Raw genomic sequence first — 18,792 nt, 5'->3', positions numbered from 1 at the left:
ATAACAGTATCAGGGGATTCACATCGAGCATGTATCTCAGGAGTCGTGAGTACACGTTTGAAGTGTAGCCAGTCGTTAGCCATCAACAGCACGTTTGAGAAGATTCTCAACAATACCAGGGCGTTAGCGCCTGGCGCACCGCAACGATAAATCGTTTTTTCCATGCCACCGTCGAGGTGCGGTACTGCAAAAAAAGACTGCCGAGCGCTTTTTCATCGTCAAGCTCCAGCATGGAGAGCTGTGCGTTATCTTTGAGCGTGGCAAACCACGGCCAGGGCACCACCGCCAGCAGCGGCGCTTCGCGCAGCACGCCAGGAAGCTGCGCGTAATCGGTGCCGATAAACCCCAGCCGTCGTGTCAGTCCACTGCGCGCAAGCTGGCGATCCAGCTCGTTTTCTGGCTGCGGCCACGGGTGACAATAGGCGTGCGGATAGTCGCACAGCCCTGCGAGCGTCAGGCTGTTTTTCCCGGCAAGCGCAGGGCGAAGCGGCGGGCCATAAAGGATAACCAGCCGCGTCTGCCCGACGCGCTCATAGTGCAGCGCGCTCAGCTGCTTCTGGTGATCGCCCACCGCCAGCAGCAGATCAATCGAACCATCCACCAGATCGTCGCGCCAGGCGCGCCGCTCGAACGCCACGCACTCTACGCTCGCCTGCGCCTGATGCGCTTTTTGCGCAAGAACAGGGGCGAGCAGCGTATTGAGCGCGGGCGGCACCACCACCCGAAAGCGCCGCTCATGCGGCTGCGGCTCGCCGAACATCTCTTCATTCAGCGAAACAAAGAGCGGCACCAGTTTATCGCGCAGCGCCTGCGCGAAAGGCGTGGGATGCTGGCGGTTCCCGTCGCGGCGAAACAGCGGATCGCCGAGCGCCTCGCGAAGGCGTGAGAGTGCGTGGCTGACGGCGGAAGGGGTAATATTGAGCCGCTGCGCCGTCTCGCCGGTCGTACCCGTCTGTAGCATCACATAGAGCACTTTAAGCAGGTTCATATCCAGTTGCAGGATATTCATCAGATGTCATTCCAATTGAGCCGCATTAAAAAGGCGCTGATTATACTGCGTCTCCTTACTCAGGAGATGATAATGAAACCCCGTATCGCACTTTTTTCTTGTCTGATGTCACTGTTCTCTTTACCTGCACAGGCCGCGCTCGACCCTGCCCAGCCGCTGGCCGAGGCACCACCGTATTCGCTTTTTGAGGCCTGGGCGAAGCCCGTTCAGCCCTTCGCCATCTGGCCCGGCGTCTGGTACGTCGGCACCGAAAATCTCTCGTCGGTGTTGATCACCACGCCGCAGGGCCACATCCTGATTGACGCGGGCCTTGACGCCAGCGCGCCGCAAATCAGACGCAATATTGAAGCGCTCGGTTTTCGCATCGCCGATATTCGCTACATCGTGAACAGTCATGCGCGGCTCGATCAGGCGGGCGGTATTGCGAGGCTTAAAGCGTGGAGCGGCGCGCGCGTTATCGCAAGCCATGCCAACGCAGAGCAGATGGCGCGCGGCGGTAAAGAGGATTTCGCACTGGGCGACGCGCTGCCATTCCCGCCAGTGACGGTGGATATTGAGGCGCAGGACGGGCAGCAATGGCATCTGGGTAACGTGACGCTTGCGGCCATTTTCACGCCCGGCCATTTACCGGGAGCGACCTCCTGGAAAGTCACACTCGCCGACGGCAAAACGCTTATCTATGCCGACAGCCTGGCAACGCCGGGGTATCCGCTGATTAACAACCGCAACTACCCGACGCTGGTAGAAGATATCCGCCAGAGTTTTACGCGGCTTGAGGCGCAACAGGTGGATATCTTTCTTGCCAACAAAGGCGAGCGTTTTGGCCTGATGGATAAAATGGCGCGCAAGGCGCGAGGCGAGGATAACGCGTTTATTGATAAGAAAGGGCTGGCGCGCTATGTCGCGCAGTCGCGGGAGGCTTTTGAGAAACAGCTGGCCGCGCAGCGCACGCAGCCATAAAACGAAGCCCTCTGCGTAAGCAGAGGGCCGAAGTCTCAGACGTTCTTACGTTCGATCGTCTGTTCGCCCCAGAAGAGCGAATCTTTGTCGGTTTTCTTAAAGGCGCGGATCAGCACTTCGTCGCTGCCTTCTTCCCAGATCTTCTCGGCCATCACCTCATCGTAATCGGCCACTTCGAAAATCGCTTCGGCGATCTCAGGGGACGTATTACGCAGGCTGGCCCATTCCCCCACGTGATGGGTTTTCGATTCTTGTGTTGGCATGCTTTCCTCCTGTGAAGTGAGTGAGTTAGCCTTTCATTTTGACGGCGAGGCCCGCCACATATTCGCCCTGATAGCGGGCGATCGCCAGTTCTTCCTGGCTTGGCTGGCGTGAACCGTCGCCGCCTGCGATAGTTGTCGCGCCGTAAGGCGTTCCGCCGCGAACCGTGGAAATATCAAACAGCTCCTGCGCCCCGTAACCGATAGGCACAATGATCATTCCATGATGAGCAAGGGTAGTCCATGTGGAGGAGATCGTGTGCTCCTGACCGCCGCCGGTACCGGTCGAGCTAAAGACGCTCGCCAGTTTGCCGTACAGCGCGCCGGAGGCCCACAGGCCGCCCGTCTGGTCAAAGAAGGTGCGCATCTGGCCAGACATATTGCCGAAACGGGTCGGAGTACCAATGATAATGGCATCGTAATCGGCGAGTTCCTGCGGCGTGGCGACCGGCGCGTTCTGCGTTTTACCGCCCGCTTTCGCGAAGGCTTCCGCCTGCATGGTTTCCGGCACGCGCTTAATCGTCACTTCCGCGCCCTGAACCTTTTCGACGCCTTCCGCCACCGCGTGCGCCAGCGTTTCGACATGCCCGTACATGGAATAATAAAGCACCAGAACTTTCGCCATCAGCCTTGCTCCTGTATCAGTGTTTACCGCAGCCGCTATCGCTGCGCTCATCCATTAAGCATATGCCTCTGCCTGAAGAGTGCAAATCGATGGCTAAAAAATCTTTAAAAGTAAGAGTTTATCTATGACAGGGCGTTTGTAGCATCAGGTCACATTTTTGCCGCGCTTAAATTTTTCAATCATAAGAACGTCTTATCAATCGTTTCGTCAGTTTTACGGGCGAAACGCCAGATTGATGTTGCTAAATGTTTCCGAAAAGTGACGAGGGCGGGCACCCTGGCTAAGCTTTTAATCACGCGGCAACGATAACGGCTCCGGCCAGTGCCGTGAGGTGAAAGAATCCTCTTTTACTGAATGCAGTATGATGTCTAATGATTCACACAATCTGGAGGTCAGAAATGGCAAACCATCGTGGTGGTTCAGGTAATTTCGCAGAAGATCGTGACAGAGCATCAGAAGCAGGTCGTAAAGGTGGCCAGCAGAGCGGCGGGAACTTCAAAAATGACCCGCAACGCGCCTCCGAAGCTGGGAAAAAAGGGGGTAAAAACAGTCATGGCGGCGGCCGTAGCTAGCGCCTCGCATGACCGTTATTAACCATCCCATGTACGTCAAAGGTTAATAGCACCCCTGACCGCCGGGTATTCCCGGCGGTTTTTTTATGCCTGCGGGGGCGGCTCCTGCGGCGCAAGCACAGGCTCCGGCGTCTGAGCCTGCCTGCGGCTTAACAGCGTATTGAGCGCAATCGCCCCGAAGGTCGCGGTGCCGATGCCGCCAAGCGTAAAGCCGCCTACCGTGAGCGCGAAATCGCCCGCGCCCAGCACCAGCGTGACCGCCACCATAATCAAATTACCGTTCTGGCTGAGATCAACATGGTTCTGCACCCAGATACGCGCGCCCGCGACCGCAATCAGCCCGAACACCACAATTGACGCGCCGCCGATAACCGGGGCCGGAATAGTGTGGATCAGCGCGCCGAATTTCGGCGAGAAGCCGAGCAGCAGGGCGATGACCGCCGCCGCCACAAAGACCAGCGTCGAGTAGACTTTGGTTACCGCCATCACGCCAATATTTTCCGCATAAGTCGTCACGCCGCTGCCGCCCACCGCGCCGGAAAGCATTGTCGCCAGCCCGTCGCCAACAAACGCGCGCCCCATATACGAGTCCATATTGCGCCCCGTCATGCCTGCCACCGCTTTCAGATGCCCGAGGTTTTCCGCCACCAGAATCACGGCGACCGGTGCAATCAGCATGATGGCCTGCACGTTAAACGTGGGCGCGGCGAAGTGCGGCAGGCCGAACCACGCGGCCTGCGCCACCGGCGTAAAATCCACCGGCTTGCCGAAGCCCAGTACATTGGTGAACAGCGCGTACAGCGCCCAGGCGGCGATAAGCCCCATCAGAATGAGCAGCCGCTGCACCATGCCGCGCGTAAACACCGCCACGAGGCCGATACAGAGCACCGTCATCACCGCCATCCAGCCGTCAAAGCCGCTGGTGGAGACGCTTTTAACGGCAATCGGCGCGAGGTTAAGCCCGATCGCCATCACCACGGCCCCGGTGACGACCGGCGGCATCAGCCGTTCTATCCAGCGCGTGCCCGATTTCATCACCACCACGCCGATAAGCGTATACAGCAAGCCGCAGGCGATGATCCCGCCCAGCGCCACGCTCATATTCGGGTTCAGCCCCTGGCCGTTAAAGCCGGTCGCGGCGATCACCACGCCTACAAAAGCGGCGCTGGAGCCGAGATAGCTCGGCACCCGTCCGCTGGTAATCACAAAAAACAGCAGCGTGCCGATGCCGGACATCAGAATCGACAAATTCGGGTCGAGCCCCATTAAAAGCGGCATCAGCACCGTCGCGCCAAACATCGCCACCGCGTGCTGCACGCCCATGATCAGCGTCTGGCCAGCGGAGAGCGTTTCATCGGGGGCGACCACGCCGCCCGCGGGGCCGGCAGGTTTACGCCAGTGAGGAAACCAGGAATTGGCCATAGGTATCTCCTGTGGAGCTAAGAGGCAAGCCCGCAGACGGGGCGTGAAAGGGCGTGATAGCGCCGGTCAAACCAGACCAGACCGTGCGTATCGTCGTTACGTGAGATCTCAAGCACCCGGCACAGCAGCACATCGTGGGTGGAGACCGGCACCACCTGTTCCACCCGGCAGTCGAAAGAGACCACCGCGCCGTCAAGTTGCGGAGAGCCGGTGACGCCGCGATGCCAGCGGGCGGCGGCGAAGCGCTCTTCCATCGGGGTTTTGCCGCCGAAGAGCCCGGAGAGCGCCTCGTGCCCGGCGGCGAGCGTGTTGACGCACAGCTGCCCGTTGGCCTGAAACACCGGCCAGACGGAGGCGTTGCGGTTCAGACACACCAGCAGCGTCGGTGGGCTGTCCGTCACGCTGCACACCGCCGAGGCGGTAAAGCCCGCCATGCCCGCCGGGCCGTCGGTCGTCACAATATTCACCGCCGCGCCGAGGCGGGACATTGCATCGCGAAAAGCCTGTTGTTCACTCATAACCCCTCCTTAAACGATCGCGCAGGCGTCTTCAAAGGCAAGACGAGGCAGGCGCGGATGCAGTTTTTCGGTATCGCCATAGCCGATATTGATAAGCAGATTGCTCTTCCAGGGAGTGCCGCTGAAGAATTCGGCGTCCACCGCCGCGCGGTCAAAGCCGGACATCGGGCCGGTATCAAGCCCCAGCGCCCGGCAGGCCATGATCAGATACCCGGCCTGTAGCGAGCTATTGCGAAACGCAGTCTCCTCAGCCACCGCCGGGCTGGAGGTGAACCAGGCGCGGGCGTCGGCATAGGGAAACAGCGTCGGCAGCGCCTCGTAAAATTCACTGTCCCAGGCGACGATGGCGGTCACCGGTGCCTGCATGGTTTTCTCAACGTTGCCGCTGGAGAGCGCGGGTTTCAGGCGGGCTTTGGCCTGCGGCGTGGTGACAAACAGCAGCCGCCCCGGCGAGCAGTTGGCGGAGGTCGGGCCGAGGCGCACCATTTCATAGAGATCGCGCAACTGCGCGTCGCTGACGGGTGTCTCACGCCAGGCGCTGTGGGTGCGGGCGTCGGTAAATAACGTGGCGAGCGTGCTGGCGCTCAGAGCTTCGCTCATACGGTCTCCTTGTGGGGCGCGGGCGCAAGTGATGCCAGCCCGGCATAAAGCAGAGAATGAAACGGCTGGGGCGCGGTGACGTTGCAGGCGTGGCCGCCGAAGTCCATCACGTCAAGACGGCTGTGGGGCAGCGCCTCGTGCAGCGCCTGCGAACAGGTCCACGGCACCAGCATGTCATCGCGCGCGCAGATAATCTGAACCGGCGTGATAACGCGCGCGGCGCGCTCGCGATAATCGGCGTTTTTCAGCGCCCACAGCCTGCGCAGCAGGTTTTCGGTGCCCTGAAAGTGGGCGTTATGCAGTGCCTCTTCGGCTTCGAGACGCGGCTGATTCTCCTGCGCCCACGACGGCGGGTAGAGAAACAGCGGTTGCGCGGCGATATAGGCCGCCGGGCCGCTGTCGAGCAGCAGCCGCTCACGGGCTTCAAAGCAGCGGCGCGTCCAGGCGCTCAGCGACAGCCAGCCGTTAATAATCACCAGCGCGCTTATCGCCTCCGGAAACGCCAGCGCCAGTTCAAGACCCACCAGCCCGCCAAGCGCGTGGCCAACCACCGTATAACGACGCACGCCGTGGATTAACAGCGCGCGGTGCAGCTCCTGCGCCATATCGGCGAGCGTATAACCCTCCGGCAGCGTATCGGCGTTATCACCGGTGCCGCGCTGGTCATACACCACCACCTGATAATCGCGACTCAGCGCGTTCTGCTGCGCCAGCCAGTAACCGCCAAGCCCGCCGAGGCCCGCAATCATCACCATCACCGGCGCGCCGGGAAAGGGCGCTTCGCTTATACGCAGTTTCATCATGCGCCTCCCGGCTGTCCGATATGGGCGACTGTCGCTATCTCCACCAGCGCCTCCGGTTTCACCAGCCCGCACTGAATACAGAAACGCGCTGGTTTATCGCCGGGGAAAAACTCCGCGTATATCTCGTTAATCGCGGCGTAGTTTTTCCAGTCGGTAATAAAGATCGAGTTGAACGTCACGTCCTCCATCGTCCCGCCCGCCGTTTCGATAACGCGCCGAATCGCCTCCAGCACATGGCGGGTTTGCGCCTTTGGGTCGCCGGGATACACCACATTGTTGGCGCTATCAAAAGGCAGCGTGCCCGAGACATAGACCACGCCGTCAGCGAGCGTGCCGGGCACAAAGGGCGCGATGGGCGTGCTGGTGCCGGGCGGCATAATGACCTGTTTTGGCATAACGACTCCTTAGGCGATGCGGGCGAGGGCTTCCGGGGAGAGCGCGTCGCAGAAGCTCTGCACGTCGCTCACCCAGCCGAAAAAGGTTTCGATATTAAACAGCGCGGCCTGCTGGGCGAACGGCGGCCCGGCCTGGTGCGTGGCGTCTTCCAGCACTACGCCGAAATACTCCAGGAAAAAGCCGTCGCGCAGCGTCGATTCCACGCAGACGTTGGTGGCGATGCCGGTAAATACCAGATGGCGGATATTGCGCGCGCGCAGCATGCTGTCGAGCGGCGTATTGAAAAAGCCGCTGTAGCGCGGTTTCGGCAGCACGATATCGCCGGGAAGCGGCGTCAGTTCATCTACCAGCTGATAGTCCCAGCCGCCTTTTGCCAGCAGCTTGCCGTGCAGCTCCGGGCGGCGGCGCATGGTTTTCAGCGCGTTCGATTTATGGAAGTTTGGCGAGCCGGGGCCGCCCGCCTCGAGGTAGTCGCTGTCCCAGCCGTTCTGGAACCAGACGATGGTCATGCCCGCCTCGCGCGCGGCGGCCACGGCGGTTTTGATGTTCTCAATCACCGGCGCGGTGGCCGAAACGTCAAACCCCGCCAGATCCAGATAGCCGCCCTGGCTTGCGTAGGCGTTTTGCATATCCACCACAATCAGCGCGCTCTGTTCCGGCGGGAAGGTGAGCGCCTCGGGGCGCGCCGTCAGTGTTATCGCATTCATCAGGCCACCTCCTGCGTCACGCGCAGATGATCGCGACAGCGCATCAGCGGCTGAATGTGTTCGCCAAAGGCGTCGATGCCGGTCAGGAAATCGTCGAACGTCAGTAGCACGCCTTCGGTGCCAGGCACGGCGGCGACTTCATCCAGCATCCGGGCGACGCTCGCGTAAGAGCCGACCAGCGTTCCCATATTGATATTGACCGCCGAAGTCGGGTCCGCCATCTGGCGTACGTTGGTATCCGCGCCGGAGCGGGTATCTTTCTGACTCTGCTCGGTGAGCCACGACAGCGCTTCTTCATCGGCACCCGCTTTGTAGTGCTCCCATTTGGCGCGCGCCGCTTCGTCGGTCTCATCGGCGATCACCATAAAGAGTACGTAAGAGCCCACATCGCGCCCGGCTTTTTCGGCCGCCGCTTTCATGCGCGCGGCGGTCGGGGCGAACGCGGCGGGCGTGTTGACGCCCTTACCAAAGCAGAAGTTGTAGTCGGCATGCTGTGCGGAAAACGCCATACCCGCGTCGCTCTGGCCGGCGCAGATCACTTTCATCGGCTGCTGCGGGCGCGGGCTGACGCGGCAGTCGTTCATCGTAAAGTAGTCGCCTTTAAAATCGCTCCGTCCGGTGTCCCAGAGGTCGCGCAGCACATGGACATATTCAGTGAGGTAGTCGTAGCGGCGCGAGAAGTAGTCATCGCCCGGCCACAGGCCCATCTGTTCATACTCCGGCTTCTGCCAGCCGGTCACGAGATTCACGCCAAACCGTCCGCCGGAGATGGAGTCGATGGTTGACGCCATGCGCGCCACAATCGCGGGCGGCAGGGTGAGCGTGGCGGCGGTGGCGTAAATCTGTATACGCGAGGTCACGGCGGCGAGGCCCGCCATTAAGGTGAACGACTCCAGATTGTGATCCCAGAATTCGGTCTTCCCGCCGAAGCCGCGCAGTTTGATCATCGAGAGCGCAAAATCGAACTGCTGCTGCTCGGCTTTCTGCACAATGGCTTTATTCAGCTCGAACGTCGGCATGTATTGCGGGGCATGGGTGGAGATCAGCCAGCCGTTATTTCCGATAGGCACAAAGACACCAATTTTCATCACGAACCTCTCTTTTTCGGGTGAAAGAACCGTCGCGTGGCGTTGCATCCTGCACGTCCTGTGCCGCGCTCAGAGAGGGTTTTGCAAAGCGAATGCCAGTTTTGAAAACGTCTTTGTTATCATTGTGTTGAGGAAGTGTGGCATTTTTGCGCTTAAAAAAACGGACTGAATGGTCAAAAACGTTGCACAGAAAACAGGCAGCGTTGCGCAATCAAAGTGCAGCGAGGTCGAGCCTGGAGCGCGCTTTTGCTATGCTTGGACAAAACAAAAAGGAGAGGGCGCATGGCACAAGGCGCGCAAAAAGAAGAGACGGGCAAACGTTCCAGGGCGGTGGCGGCGAAGAAGCAGGCCATTCTGGACGCTGGTCTGACGCTGTTTTCCCAGTTTGGCCTGCATGGCACGACGCTTGAACAGGTCGCGGAGCGCTCCGGCGTGTCCAAAACCAATCTGCTCTACTATTTTCCGTCCAAAGAGGCGCTGTATGTCGCCGTACTAAAGCACATTCTGGATATCTGGCTGGCGCCGTTGCGGGCCTTTCGCGCGGATCTGCAACCGCTCGCAGCCATCAGCGAATACATTCGTTTAAAGCTTGAGGTTTCGCGCGATTTCCCCGAAGCCTCACGGCTGTTCTGTCTGGAGATGTTGCAGGGCGCGCCGCTCCTGATGGCGGAATTGCAGGGAGATTTAAAAGCGCTGGTGGAAACCAAATCGGCCATCATTACCGGCTGGGTGGCAAGCGGCAAGCTCGCGCCCGTCGATCCACACCATTTGATTTTTATGATCTGGGCCACGACCCAGCACTACGCCGATTTCGCGACCCAGGTAGAAGCCGTCACCGGCGCGACGCTCGCCGACGAGGCGTTTTTTAACCGCACCGTCGAGAATGTCCAGCGGATGATTATTGAAGGTGTTCGGGTGCGGTGAAGCGTTCGTGTATTACCAAAGAAAAAGGCGCCCGCGGGCGCCTTTCGTGTTTATTAACCGTCAGCCAATGGTCATCAGGCTGGCGTTGCCGCCTGCGGCGGCGGTGTTGACGCTAAGCGAACGCTCCAGCCACAGACGCTCCAGCAGCAGGCTGGTTTCCCCGCGTGCGAAACCCTGCACCGAAACAATCGCGCCGTCGCGTGCAGCCACTTTCTCGCACAGCGCGCGCAGCTGGTCGGAATCACCGTGGTAAATCACCGCGTCGAAGAACTGGCTGAACAGCACGTCCGGTTTGGCGAAGTCGATAATTGCGTTCACCGCGGTCGGAAGCTGTTTTGCCAGCGTGCGTTGCAGCGGCTCATCAGCCCACAGTACGCGGCTGCCCGCGCTGGTGGCGGCGGCGAGCTGTACCAGCAGGTCCTGCTCGTTATCCGCAAGGCACAGCACGCGCTCGCGCGGCAGCAGGGTGTAGGTGTTGCGCTCACCGGTCGGGCCAGGCAGCGTACGCTGCACGCCACTTTGCGACAGCGCGAGGTAGTGTTCGCACAGCGCTTTGAGTTCCGGGCGGCCTGCGGCCCATTCAGTGAGCGCCTGGTGCGGACGCGTAATCAGCGTTTTAACCTGCGCATCCTGGGCGTAGCGGGCGTCGTGACGCTCAAGCGTCGTCTGCACCGCCGCGTCCGGGCGGCTCGCCAGCAGGCGGTAAAGATAGAGCGGTCCGCCCGCTTTCGGCCCGGTGCCGGAAAGCCCTTCACCACCAAACGGCTGTACGCCGACTACCGCGCCGACCATATTGCGGTTCACATACAGGTTGCCGACGTGCGCGCTGCCGGTCACCTGCGCGATAGTTTCATCGATACGCGTGTGCACGCCGAGCGTCAGGCCGTAGCCCGCGTTGTTGATCTGCTCAATCAGCCCCGCCAGGTTGTTGCGGTTGTAGCGCACCACGTGCAGCACCGGGCCGAAGACCTCTTTTTTCATCTCATCAAAGCTTTCCAGCTCGATAAGCGTCGGCATGACAAACGTGCCGGTTTGCCATTCACGCGCATCGACGCTGTTGTCGCGCGCGGCCTGGAAGACTTTGCGGCCTTTGGCGCGCATCGCCTGGATATGGCGTTCGATACCGGCTTTGGCCTCGGCGTCGATAACCGGCCCAATATCGGTCGTCAGACGGCCAGGATTGCCCATCCGGCACTCGGCCATCGCGCCTTTCAGCATGGTCAGGGTGTGATCGGCGATCTCTTCCTGCAGGCACAGCACGCGCAGCGCCGAGCAGCGCTGGCCGGCGCTGTCGAACGCCGAGGCCACGACGTCCACAACCACCTGCTCAGTGAGCGCGGAGGAGTCGACAATCATGGCGTTCAGCCCGCCGGTTTCCGCGATAAGCGGCGTCGGGCGGCCCTGCGGATCGAGACGGTCGGCGATGTTGCGTTGCAACAGCGTCGCCACTTCCGTTGAGCCCGTGAACATCACGCCGCGCACGCGCGGATCGCCCGTCAACTGCGCGCCCACGGTTTCGCCGCGGCCTGGCAGCAGCTGCACCACGCCCTGCGGCACGCCTGCTTCCAGCAGGATCTGAATGCCCTGAGCGGCGATAAGCGGCGTCTGCTCAGCCGGTTTCGCCAGCACGCTGTTGCCTGCGGCAAGCGCGGCGGCCACCTGGCCGGTAAAGATAGCCAGCGGGAAGTTCCACGGGCTGATACAGACCACCGGGCCGAGCGGGCGATGGGTTTCGTTATCGAAATCATCACGCACCTGGCCTGCGTAATAGCGCAGGAAGTCGACCGCCTCGCGCACTTCGGCGATGGCGTTGGCGAAGGTTTTACCCGCTTCGCGCACCAGAATGCCAATCAGTGTCTGGGTCTGGTCTTCCATCAGCACGGCGGCGCGCTCAAGAATGGCGGCGCGCTCCTGCGGCGGGGTGGCGAACCAGATAGGCGCGTTGTTCACCGCGCTTTCCAGCGCCTGCGCCACTTCCGCTTCGGTGGCTTCACGGGCGTAACCGACAATATCGCGCGGCTCGGCGGGGTTAATCACCGGTGCCAGCTCGCCGTCGTCCACGGCGTTTTCCAGCATCGGCAGCGCGCGCCATTTTTGCAGCGCGCTGTTCAGAAGCGACGAGGAGAGCGACGCCAGGCGGTGTTCGTTCGCCAGATCAAGCCCGGCGGAGTTAACGCGGCCTTCGCCGTAGAGATCCTGCGGCAGCGGGATTTTCGGGTGCGGCAGACCGACGCGGCCTTCCTGCACGGCCAGCTGTTCGACCGCGCTGACCGGGTCGGCTACCAGATCGTCCAGCGACAGCGTGTTATCGGCGATACGGTTCACAAACGAGGTGTTGGCACCGTTTTCCAGCAGGCGACGCACCAGGTAGGCCAGCAGCGTTTCATGGGTGCCGACCGGCGCGTAAATACGGCACGGACGGTTGAGTTTGCCGTCGCTGATTTTACCAACCACCTGTTCGTAGAGCGGCTCGCCCATGCCGTGCAGGCACTGGAATTCATACTGGCCAGGGTAGTAGTTCTGGCCCGCCAGATTGTAGATGGCCGCCAGCGTATGGGCGTTGTGGGTGGCGAACTGCGGGTAGATAAGGTTCGGTACCGCCAGCAGTTTCTTCGCGCAGGCGAGGTAGGAGATATCGGTGTAGACCTTGCGGGTGTAAACCGGGTAGCCCTCAAGCCCTTCCATCTGGGCGCGCTTGATTTCGCTGTCCCAGTAAGCGCCTTTCACCAGACGGATCATCAGGCGACGGCGGCTGCGGGTGGCGAGATCGATCAGGTAATCGATAACGAACGGGCAGCGCTTCTGGTACGCCTGAATCACAAACCCGATGCCGTTCCAGCCTGCCAGCTCCGGCTCGAAGCAGAGTTTTTCCAGCAGATCGAGAGAGATCTCCAGGCGGTCGGCCTCTTCGGCGTCGATGTTGATGCCGATGTCATACTGGCGCGCCAGCAGGGTCAGGGATTTCAGGCGCGGGTAGAGCTCTTCCATCACGCGATCGTACTGCGCGCGGCTGTAGCGCGGGTGCAGGGCGGAGAGCTTAATCGAAATGCCCGGCCCTTCATAAATGCCGCGTCCGTTAGAGGCTTTGCCGATGGCGTGAATAGCCTGCTGGTAGGAGACCATGTAAGCCTGCGCGTCGGCAGCGGTGAGTGCCGCTTCGCCCAGCATATCGTAGGAGTAACGGAAGCCTTTTTCTTCAAGCTTGCGCGCGTTGGCCAGCGCCTCGGCGATGGTCTCGCCGGTCACGAATTGTTCGCCCATCAGACGCATCGCCATGTCCACGCCTTTGCGGATCAGAGGCTCGCCGCTCTTACCAATAATGCGGTTGAGCGAGCGCGACAGGCTGGCTTCGTTGTGCGTCGAGACCAGACGGCCAGTAAACAGCAGGCCCCAGGTAGCGGCGTTAACGAACAGCGATGGGCTGCGGCCAATGTGCGACTGCCAGTTGCCGTTGCTGATTTTGTCGCGGATCAGCGCATCACGCGTGGCTTTATCCGGGATACGCAGCAGCGCTTCGGCAAGGCACATCAGCGCCACGCCTTCCTGCGAGGAAAGCGAAAACTCCTGCAACAGGCTCTGCACCATACCGGCGCGGCCGGAGGCGGTTTTCTGGTTGCGCAGCTTCTCGGCGAGGCTCCAGGCGAGCTGGTGAGTTTTCTCGGCGACCGGCTGCGGCAGGCGGGCCTGCTCCAGCAGCATCGGCACCGCGTCGGTTTCCGCGCGACGCCAGGCGGCGGTAATGGCCGCACGGCTGACGGACTGCGGCTGGATCTGCTCGGCGAATTCGAGGAACGGCTGGTGGCTCTCTTCCACCGGCGCGGGCGCTTCATCGCTTTCGTTCGCCGCGCCCGCCAGCAGCGCAGGCAGTTCCGGCAGACCGTCGCTGTTCTCCAGCTGTTCCAGATAATTAAAGATGGCCTGTTTAATCAGCCAGTGCGGCGTGCGGTCGATTTTTGTCGCGGCGGATTTAATACGCTCGCGGGTGGCGTCGTCCAGCTTGACCCCCATCGTGGTGGTGCCCATGCCCTTACTCCTGTGTCTCGGTCTGTATAAAAAAGGCGAATGATCGGCAATATCCATCATGTTGCAACTTTGTGCAACCTTGTTAATTGTGACCTCGCCAGCAAGCTTAAAAATGAATGAAATGTTAAATATGAAATTGCTATGACGCACCGAAGAAAGGGCGGTTATAAGCTCAGAATCCGGGCCTGGTTAACATTTTTAACAGGTGCAACCAGCAAAAGCGTGAGCGAGTGCAACCTCTCAAAAAATGTACAGGTTTCACAGATGCAAAACATGTAAATGGTGTGTTAAATCGATTGTGAATAAAAAACGCTTCCGGCAGGATACTGCCGCCACACGACATGACAATAACGCCACCGCTACGTTCCGGCGGTGATAAACGGGGCGACCCGGCCATAACGCGGAGAAGTGAAATGACGACGAGTACACCGATGCTGGTGACTTTCATTATTTATATTTTGGGGATGATACTGATTGGGTTTATTGCGTGGCGCTCCACCAAAAACTTTGATGACTACATTCTCGGCGGGCGCAGTCTCGGGAGCGTGGTGACCGCGCTTTCTGCGGGCGCGTCGGATATGTCTGGCTGGCTGTTGATGGGCCTGCCGGGCGCGGTGTTTCTCTCCGGGATCTCCGAAAGCTGGATCGCCATCGGCCTGACGCTGGGCGCCTGGATCAACTGGAAGCTCGTGGCGGGGCGTCTGCGCGTTCACACCGAGCACAACAATAACGCCCTGACGTTACCGGATTATTTCACCGGCCGTTTTGAAGATAACAGCCGCCTGCTGCGGATAATCTCGGCGCTGGTGATTTTACTGTTCTTCACCATCTACTGCGCTTCAGGCATCGTGGCGGGCGCGCGCCTGTTTGAAAGCACCTTCGGTATGAGTTATGAAACCGCGCTCTGGGCGGGTGCCGCGGCGACCATTCTTTACACCTTTATTGGTGGGTTCCTGGCGGTGAGCTGGACCGATACCGTACAGGCGAGCCTGATGATTTTCGCGTTGATCCTGACGCCGGTGATTGTGATTTTCGCGGTCGGCGGGCTGGACGATTCGCTGGCGGTTATCAAGCAGAAGAGCATCGAAAATATCGATATGCTCAAGGGCCTGAACCTGGTGGCGATAATTTCGCTGATGGGCTGGGGACTGGGCTACTTCGGCCAGCCGCATATTCTGGCGCGCTTTATGGCGGCGGATTCTCACCACACCATCGTCAACGCGCGTCGCATCTCCATGACCTGGATGATCCTCTGCCTCGCGGGCGCGGTGGCCGTTGGTTTCTTCGGCATCGCCTACTTTAACGAGCATCCTGACCAGGCGGCCGCGGTGAACCAGAACGGCGAGCGCGTGTTTATTGAACTGGCGCAGATCCTCTTTAACCCGTGGATTGCTGGTATCCTGCTGTCGGCAATTCTGGCGGCGGTGATGTCAACGCTGAGCTGCCAACTGCTGGTCTGCTCCAGCGCCATTACCGAAGACCTCTACAAAGCGTTCCTGCGTAAAGGCGCGAGCCAGAAAGAGCTGGTGTGGGTCGGGCGTATGATGGTGCTGGTGGTGGCGCTGGTCGCCATTGCGCTGGCGGCGAACCCGGAAAACCGCGTGCTGGGCCTGGTGAGCTACGCGTGGGCGGGCTTTGGCGCGGCCTTTGGCCCGGTGGTGCTGTTCTCGGTAATGTGGTCCCGCATGACGCGCAACGGCGCGCTGGCCGGCATGATCATCGGCGCGGTGACGGTTATCGTCTGGAAACAGTTCGCATGGTTTAACCTCTACGAAATCATTCCGGGCTTTATCTTCGCAAGCCTCGGTATCGTGGTGGTGAGCCTGATGGGCAAAGCGCCGTCGGCCTCTATGCAGGCGCGCTTTGAAAAAGCGGACGAGGAGTATCACACGCCCGCGCCGTCTAAGCTTCGCGCCAGCTAAGCGTTTTAACAAACCCGCCGCCCGGCGGGTTTTTTCTTTCTCATCAATCCGGTAGCTTGCCAGACGCCGCAATTTACGCTGTTATCGTCCCGTTCACCCATAACAAAAAAGGACAGGATGATGGCGATTCGCAAGATTATGGTTTCACTCGCGCTGGCGGCGACGCTCGCCGGTTGCGCGCCGCACGCGGCAGAACAGGCGCAGAGCTGCGCCGCAAATAACCGCATGACGCAAACCACGCTGTACTTTGGCCTCAACCGGCCCTCCGGCCCGGTGATTACCGCAGACGAGTGGCAGCGCTTTGTGGATAACGATGTCACGCCGCGTTTTCGCGACGGGCTGACGGTGTTTGACGCGCGCGGGCAGTGGCTCGGTAACGATGGCAAGGTGGCGCGGGAGCCGAGCAAGGCGCTGATGCTGATTCACGCGAATGACGGCGCGAGCGAGAAGGGGATTGAAGCCCTGCGCGGAATTTATAAATCCCGCTTTGCGCAGGAGTCGGTCATGCGCGTCGATGAGAATGTCTGCGTGCAGTTCTGAAAAAAGGCGGGGGAGACCCCGCCTTAACTTTTACAGCACCAGCCCGGCGAAGGCCGCGGAGAGTAAACTCACCAGCGTCGCGCCATAGACCAGGCGCAGGCCAAAGCGTGACACCGCGTTGCCCTGCTGTTCATTCAGCCCCTTAATCGCCCCGGCCACAATGCCGATGGACGCGAAGTTGGCAAACGACACCAGGAAGACCGACAGAATACCGAGACCGCGCGGGGAGAGCGTTGCGGCGATTTTTTGCAGCTCGATCATCGCCACGAACTCATTGGCGACCAGCTTGGTGGCCATAATGCCGCCCGCCGTCAGGGCATCCTGCGCCGGAATCCCGATAAGCCAGGCGAGCGGGTAAAACACGTAGCCCAGCAGTTGCTGGAAGCTCTGGCCGAACAGCGTCAGGAATAGCGCATTCACCGCGCTGATAATGGCGATAAAGCCAATCAGCATCGCGAGAATAATCATCGCCACTTTAAAGCCCGCCAGGATGTACTCGCCGAGCATCTCGAAAAAGCTTTGTGATTCATGCAGCTTTTCGAGCTTCACTTCCGGTTCATCCTGCGGGCGCGTCGGGTTAATAACCGAGAGAATAATGAACGTGCTGAAGAGGTTAAGCACCAGCGCCGCCACCACATATTTCGCCTCAATCATCAACATATACGCGCCAACAATAGAGAGCGAAACGGTGGACATGGCGGTCGCCGCCATCGTAAACAGCCGACGCGAGGAGAGATCCGCCAGTACGCCTTTATAGGCGATGAAGTTTTCCGACTGGCCGAGGATCAGCGAACTGACAGCGTTAAAGGATTCCAGCTTACCCATGCCGTTAACTTTCGACAGCAGCGTACCGATGACGCGAATAAAAACCGGCAGAATGCGCCAGTGTTGCAGAATGCCGATGAGCGCGGAGATAAATACGATAGGGCAAAGCACGCCGAGAAACACAAACGCGAGGCCTTTCTGGCTCATGCCGCCGAAGACGAAATCGGTGCCCTGGGCCGCGAAGTGCAGCAGCGAGGAGAACGCGCCGGCAATCGACTGGATAACCAGCAGCCCGGCCTGCGCATGCAGAAAGAACCAGGCGAGCGCCGCTTCAATCACAATCAGCTGAAGAATATAACGCAGGCGGATCTTTTTACGGTCAAAGCTTGCAAGCCACGCGAGCAGGAGGATCGCCACCACGGCGAAAATAAAATGCAGTATGGTTGTCATAGTTACGCAGGTGTCTGAAAGAAAAATAGTTAGCCACATAAAAACGGGCCGGTAAACAGCGCGCTAAGCATAATTTCCCGCATCGTTATCTGGCAAATGGAATAAGAAAAAGCGATGGCTGACTATTTTTCAGATGAATGTTTTCAGAGTGCGGTGGAAAGAGAAAACGCGGCGCCGGGCCAGCCAGTTTCGGTTATGGTTTCGTTGAGTGACTACTCAACTTCGCAACTTTTACACTTCGTCATACTTATCCCCACATTTCGCTTGTTTTTCTTTTGGCGGTAATGATAATCACTTTCACTCCCGTTTACGTTTCTTTGCATCAGTTGACCTGATTTCACACTTACAGGTGCCCGAATGTTTGTTCCTTTTCTGATTATGCTGCGTGAAGGCCTTGAAGCAGCGCTCATCGTCAGCCTTATCGCGAGCTATCTTAAACGCACCCAGCGCGGCAACTGGCTTGGCGTAATGTGGGCGGGCGTGTTTCTCGCCGCCGCCCTCTGCCTGGGCCTCGGTATTTTTATCAATGAAACTACCGGCGAGTTCCCGCAAAAAGAGCAGGAGCTGTTTGAAGGGCTTGTGGCGACGGTCGCCGTCGTGATCCTCACCTGGATGGTGTTCTGGATGCGTAAAGTCTCCCGCAATGTGAAAGGCGAGCTGGAGCAGGCCGTGGATCGCGCGCTGAAACGCCCCGGCGGTCACGGCTGGGCGCTCATAATGATGGTGTTTTTCGCGGTCGCGCGCGAGGGCCTGGAATCGGTCTTCTTCCTGCTGGCGGCGTTTGGCCAGGATGTTGGCATCTGGCCGCCGCTCGGCGCGATGCTGGGCCTGGCGACCGCCGTGGTGCTCGGTTTCCTGCTCTACTGGGGCGGCATTCGCCTTAATCTCGGCGCGTTTTTCCGCTGGACCAGCCTCTTTATTCTGCTCGTTGCCGCAGGGCTCGCGGCGGGCGCCATTCGCGCGTTTCATGAAGCCGGTCTGTGGAACCACTTTCAGGCCGTGGCGTTTGATTTCAGCAATGTGCTCTCCACGCACTCGCTCACCGGCACGCTGCTGGAAGGCATTTTCGGCTACCAGGAAGCGCCGACCGTCAGCGAAGTGGCGGTATGGTTTATCTATCTGATCCCGGCGCTGGCGTTTTATGCGCTGCCTGCCCGCGCCGGTGCGCGCGTCTCCGGGAACGCCTGATTTTTTGCCGCGCCCGTGCG

The 18,792-nt window shown here is 59.9% G+C and carries 18 protein-coding genes; 6 read left to right on the top strand and 12 right to left on the bottom strand.

What is annotated here, in order from left to right; genetic code table 11:
- Positions 1-106 precede the first annotated feature (106 nt).
- On the bottom strand, positions 107-1,009 hold the full coding sequence (locus AFK66_RS12030; RefSeq protein WP_023899023.1) for a LysR family transcriptional regulator: 903 nt from the start codon (positions 1,007-1,009) through the stop codon (positions 107-109).
- A gap of 72 nt (positions 1,010-1,081) precedes the next feature.
- On the opposite strand from AFK66_RS12030, the gene blaCSR reads away from it, so the two are divergent.
- The gene (gene blaCSR, locus AFK66_RS12025) at positions 1,082-1,969 is read left to right on the top strand and encodes a CSR family subclass B3 metallo-beta-lactamase-like protein (protein WP_230582717.1); all 888 of its coding nucleotides are present in this window, start codon (positions 1,082-1,084) and stop codon (positions 1,967-1,969) included.
- Positions 1,970-2,004: 35 nt separating this feature from the next.
- Here blaCSR and AFK66_RS12020 read toward each other — a convergent pair whose 3' ends face one another.
- Positions 2,005-2,232 (bottom strand): YccJ family protein, encoded by a 228-nt coding sequence (locus AFK66_RS12020; RefSeq protein WP_004385405.1) that lies wholly within the window; start codon positions 2,230-2,232, stop codon positions 2,005-2,007.
- Positions 2,233-2,257: 25 nt separating this feature from the next.
- The gene (gene wrbA / locus AFK66_RS12015; RefSeq protein WP_007782690.1) at positions 2,258-2,854 is read right to left on the bottom strand and encodes an NAD(P)H:quinone oxidoreductase; all 597 of its coding nucleotides are present in this window, start codon (positions 2,852-2,854) and stop codon (positions 2,258-2,260) included.
- A gap of 398 nt (positions 2,855-3,252) precedes the next feature.
- On the opposite strand from wrbA, the gene AFK66_RS12010 reads away from it, so the two are divergent.
- Positions 3,253-3,426 carry a con-10 family general stress protein gene (locus AFK66_RS12010; RefSeq protein ID WP_032981312.1) on the top strand — a complete coding sequence of 58 codons (174 nt, stop codon included), beginning with the start codon at positions 3,253-3,255 and terminating at the stop codon, positions 3,424-3,426.
- An 84-nt stretch (positions 3,427-3,510) separates the two neighbouring features.
- Here AFK66_RS12010 and rutG read toward each other — a convergent pair whose 3' ends face one another.
- Genes rutG through rutA form a run of 7 tightly spaced genes read right to left on the bottom strand, consistent with a single transcriptional unit; the run spans position 3,511 to position 8,960 of the window.
- Positions 3,511-4,848, bottom strand: coding sequence for a pyrimidine utilization transport protein G (gene rutG / locus AFK66_RS12005; RefSeq protein ID WP_007782692.1), 1,338 nt, complete (start codon positions 4,846-4,848; stop codon positions 3,511-3,513).
- A gap of 17 nt (positions 4,849-4,865) precedes the next feature.
- On the bottom strand, positions 4,866-5,366 hold the full coding sequence (gene rutF / locus AFK66_RS12000; protein WP_007849185.1) for an NADH-dependent FMN reductase RutF: 501 nt from the start codon (positions 5,364-5,366) through the stop codon (positions 4,866-4,868).
- Between the two features lie 9 nt (positions 5,367-5,375).
- On the bottom strand, positions 5,376-5,966 hold the full coding sequence (locus AFK66_RS11995; protein ID WP_007782706.1) for a malonic semialdehyde reductase: 591 nt from the start codon (positions 5,964-5,966) through the stop codon (positions 5,376-5,378).
- Positions 5,963-6,766, bottom strand: a complete 804-nt coding sequence (rutD, locus tag AFK66_RS11990) for a pyrimidine utilization protein D (protein WP_032983627.1) — start codon at positions 6,764-6,766, stop codon at positions 5,963-5,965. Before rutD ends, AFK66_RS11995 begins: the two co-directional genes overlap by 4 nt.
- Positions 6,766-7,164 carry a pyrimidine utilization protein C gene (gene rutC, locus AFK66_RS11985; protein ID WP_007782713.1) on the bottom strand — a complete coding sequence of 133 codons (399 nt, stop codon included), beginning with the start codon at positions 7,162-7,164 and terminating at the stop codon, positions 6,766-6,768. The genes rutD and rutC overlap by 1 nt, the downstream gene beginning before the upstream one ends.
- A gap of 9 nt (positions 7,165-7,173) precedes the next feature.
- Positions 7,174-7,872: a pyrimidine utilization protein B gene (gene rutB, locus AFK66_RS11980; RefSeq protein WP_023899018.1), complete on the bottom strand. Its 699-nt coding sequence runs from the start codon at positions 7,870-7,872 to the stop codon at positions 7,174-7,176.
- The gene (rutA, locus tag AFK66_RS11975; RefSeq protein ID WP_004385397.1) at positions 7,872-8,960 is read right to left on the bottom strand and encodes a pyrimidine utilization protein A; all 1,089 of its coding nucleotides are present in this window, start codon (positions 8,958-8,960) and stop codon (positions 7,872-7,874) included. The genes rutB and rutA overlap by 1 nt, the downstream gene beginning before the upstream one ends.
- A 282-nt stretch (positions 8,961-9,242) precedes the next feature.
- On the opposite strand from rutA, the gene rutR reads away from it, so the two are divergent.
- Positions 9,243-9,884, top strand: coding sequence for an HTH-type transcriptional regulator RutR (gene rutR, locus AFK66_RS11970; RefSeq protein WP_007782744.1), 642 nt, complete (start codon positions 9,243-9,245; stop codon positions 9,882-9,884).
- 60 nt (positions 9,885-9,944) lie between these two features.
- Here rutR and putA read toward each other — a convergent pair whose 3' ends face one another.
- Complete coding sequence (putA, locus tag AFK66_RS11965; protein WP_038882533.1) at positions 9,945-13,907, bottom strand: trifunctional transcriptional regulator/proline dehydrogenase/L-glutamate gamma-semialdehyde dehydrogenase; 3,963 nt, start codon at positions 13,905-13,907, stop codon at positions 9,945-9,947.
- Positions 13,908-14,320: 413 nt separating this feature from the next.
- On the opposite strand from putA, the gene putP reads away from it, so the two are divergent.
- Together putP and AFK66_RS11955 are read left to right on the top strand one after the other, a co-directional pair.
- Positions 14,321-15,829 (top strand): sodium/proline symporter PutP, encoded by a 1,509-nt coding sequence (putP, locus tag AFK66_RS11960; protein ID WP_029038936.1) that lies wholly within the window; start codon positions 14,321-14,323, stop codon positions 15,827-15,829.
- 117 nt (positions 15,830-15,946) lie between these two features.
- Positions 15,947-16,369, top strand: a complete 423-nt coding sequence (locus AFK66_RS11955; RefSeq protein ID WP_007782757.1) for a DUF3574 domain-containing protein — start codon at positions 15,947-15,949, stop codon at positions 16,367-16,369.
- Positions 16,370-16,399: 30 nt separating this feature from the next.
- On the opposite strand, the gene AFK66_RS11950 is transcribed toward AFK66_RS11955, so the two are convergent.
- Positions 16,400-17,584 (bottom strand): NupC/NupG family nucleoside CNT transporter, encoded by a 1,185-nt coding sequence (locus AFK66_RS11950; protein WP_032968088.1) that lies wholly within the window; start codon positions 17,582-17,584, stop codon positions 16,400-16,402.
- Positions 17,585-17,941: 357 nt separating this feature from the next.
- Between AFK66_RS11950 and efeU the strand changes: the two genes are divergently transcribed.
- Positions 17,942-18,772, top strand: coding sequence for an iron uptake transporter permease EfeU (efeU, locus tag AFK66_RS11945; RefSeq protein WP_007782762.1), 831 nt, complete (start codon positions 17,942-17,944; stop codon positions 18,770-18,772).
- Positions 18,773-18,792: the final 20 nt, after the last annotated feature.

Origin of the sequence: Cronobacter malonaticus LMG 23826, from assembly GCF_001277215.2 — a bacterium.
In the GTDB taxonomy this organism is placed as follows: domain Bacteria; phylum Pseudomonadota; class Gammaproteobacteria; order Enterobacterales; family Enterobacteriaceae; genus Cronobacter; species Cronobacter malonaticus.
This window is presented reverse-complemented; position numbering and strand designations above follow the sequence as displayed.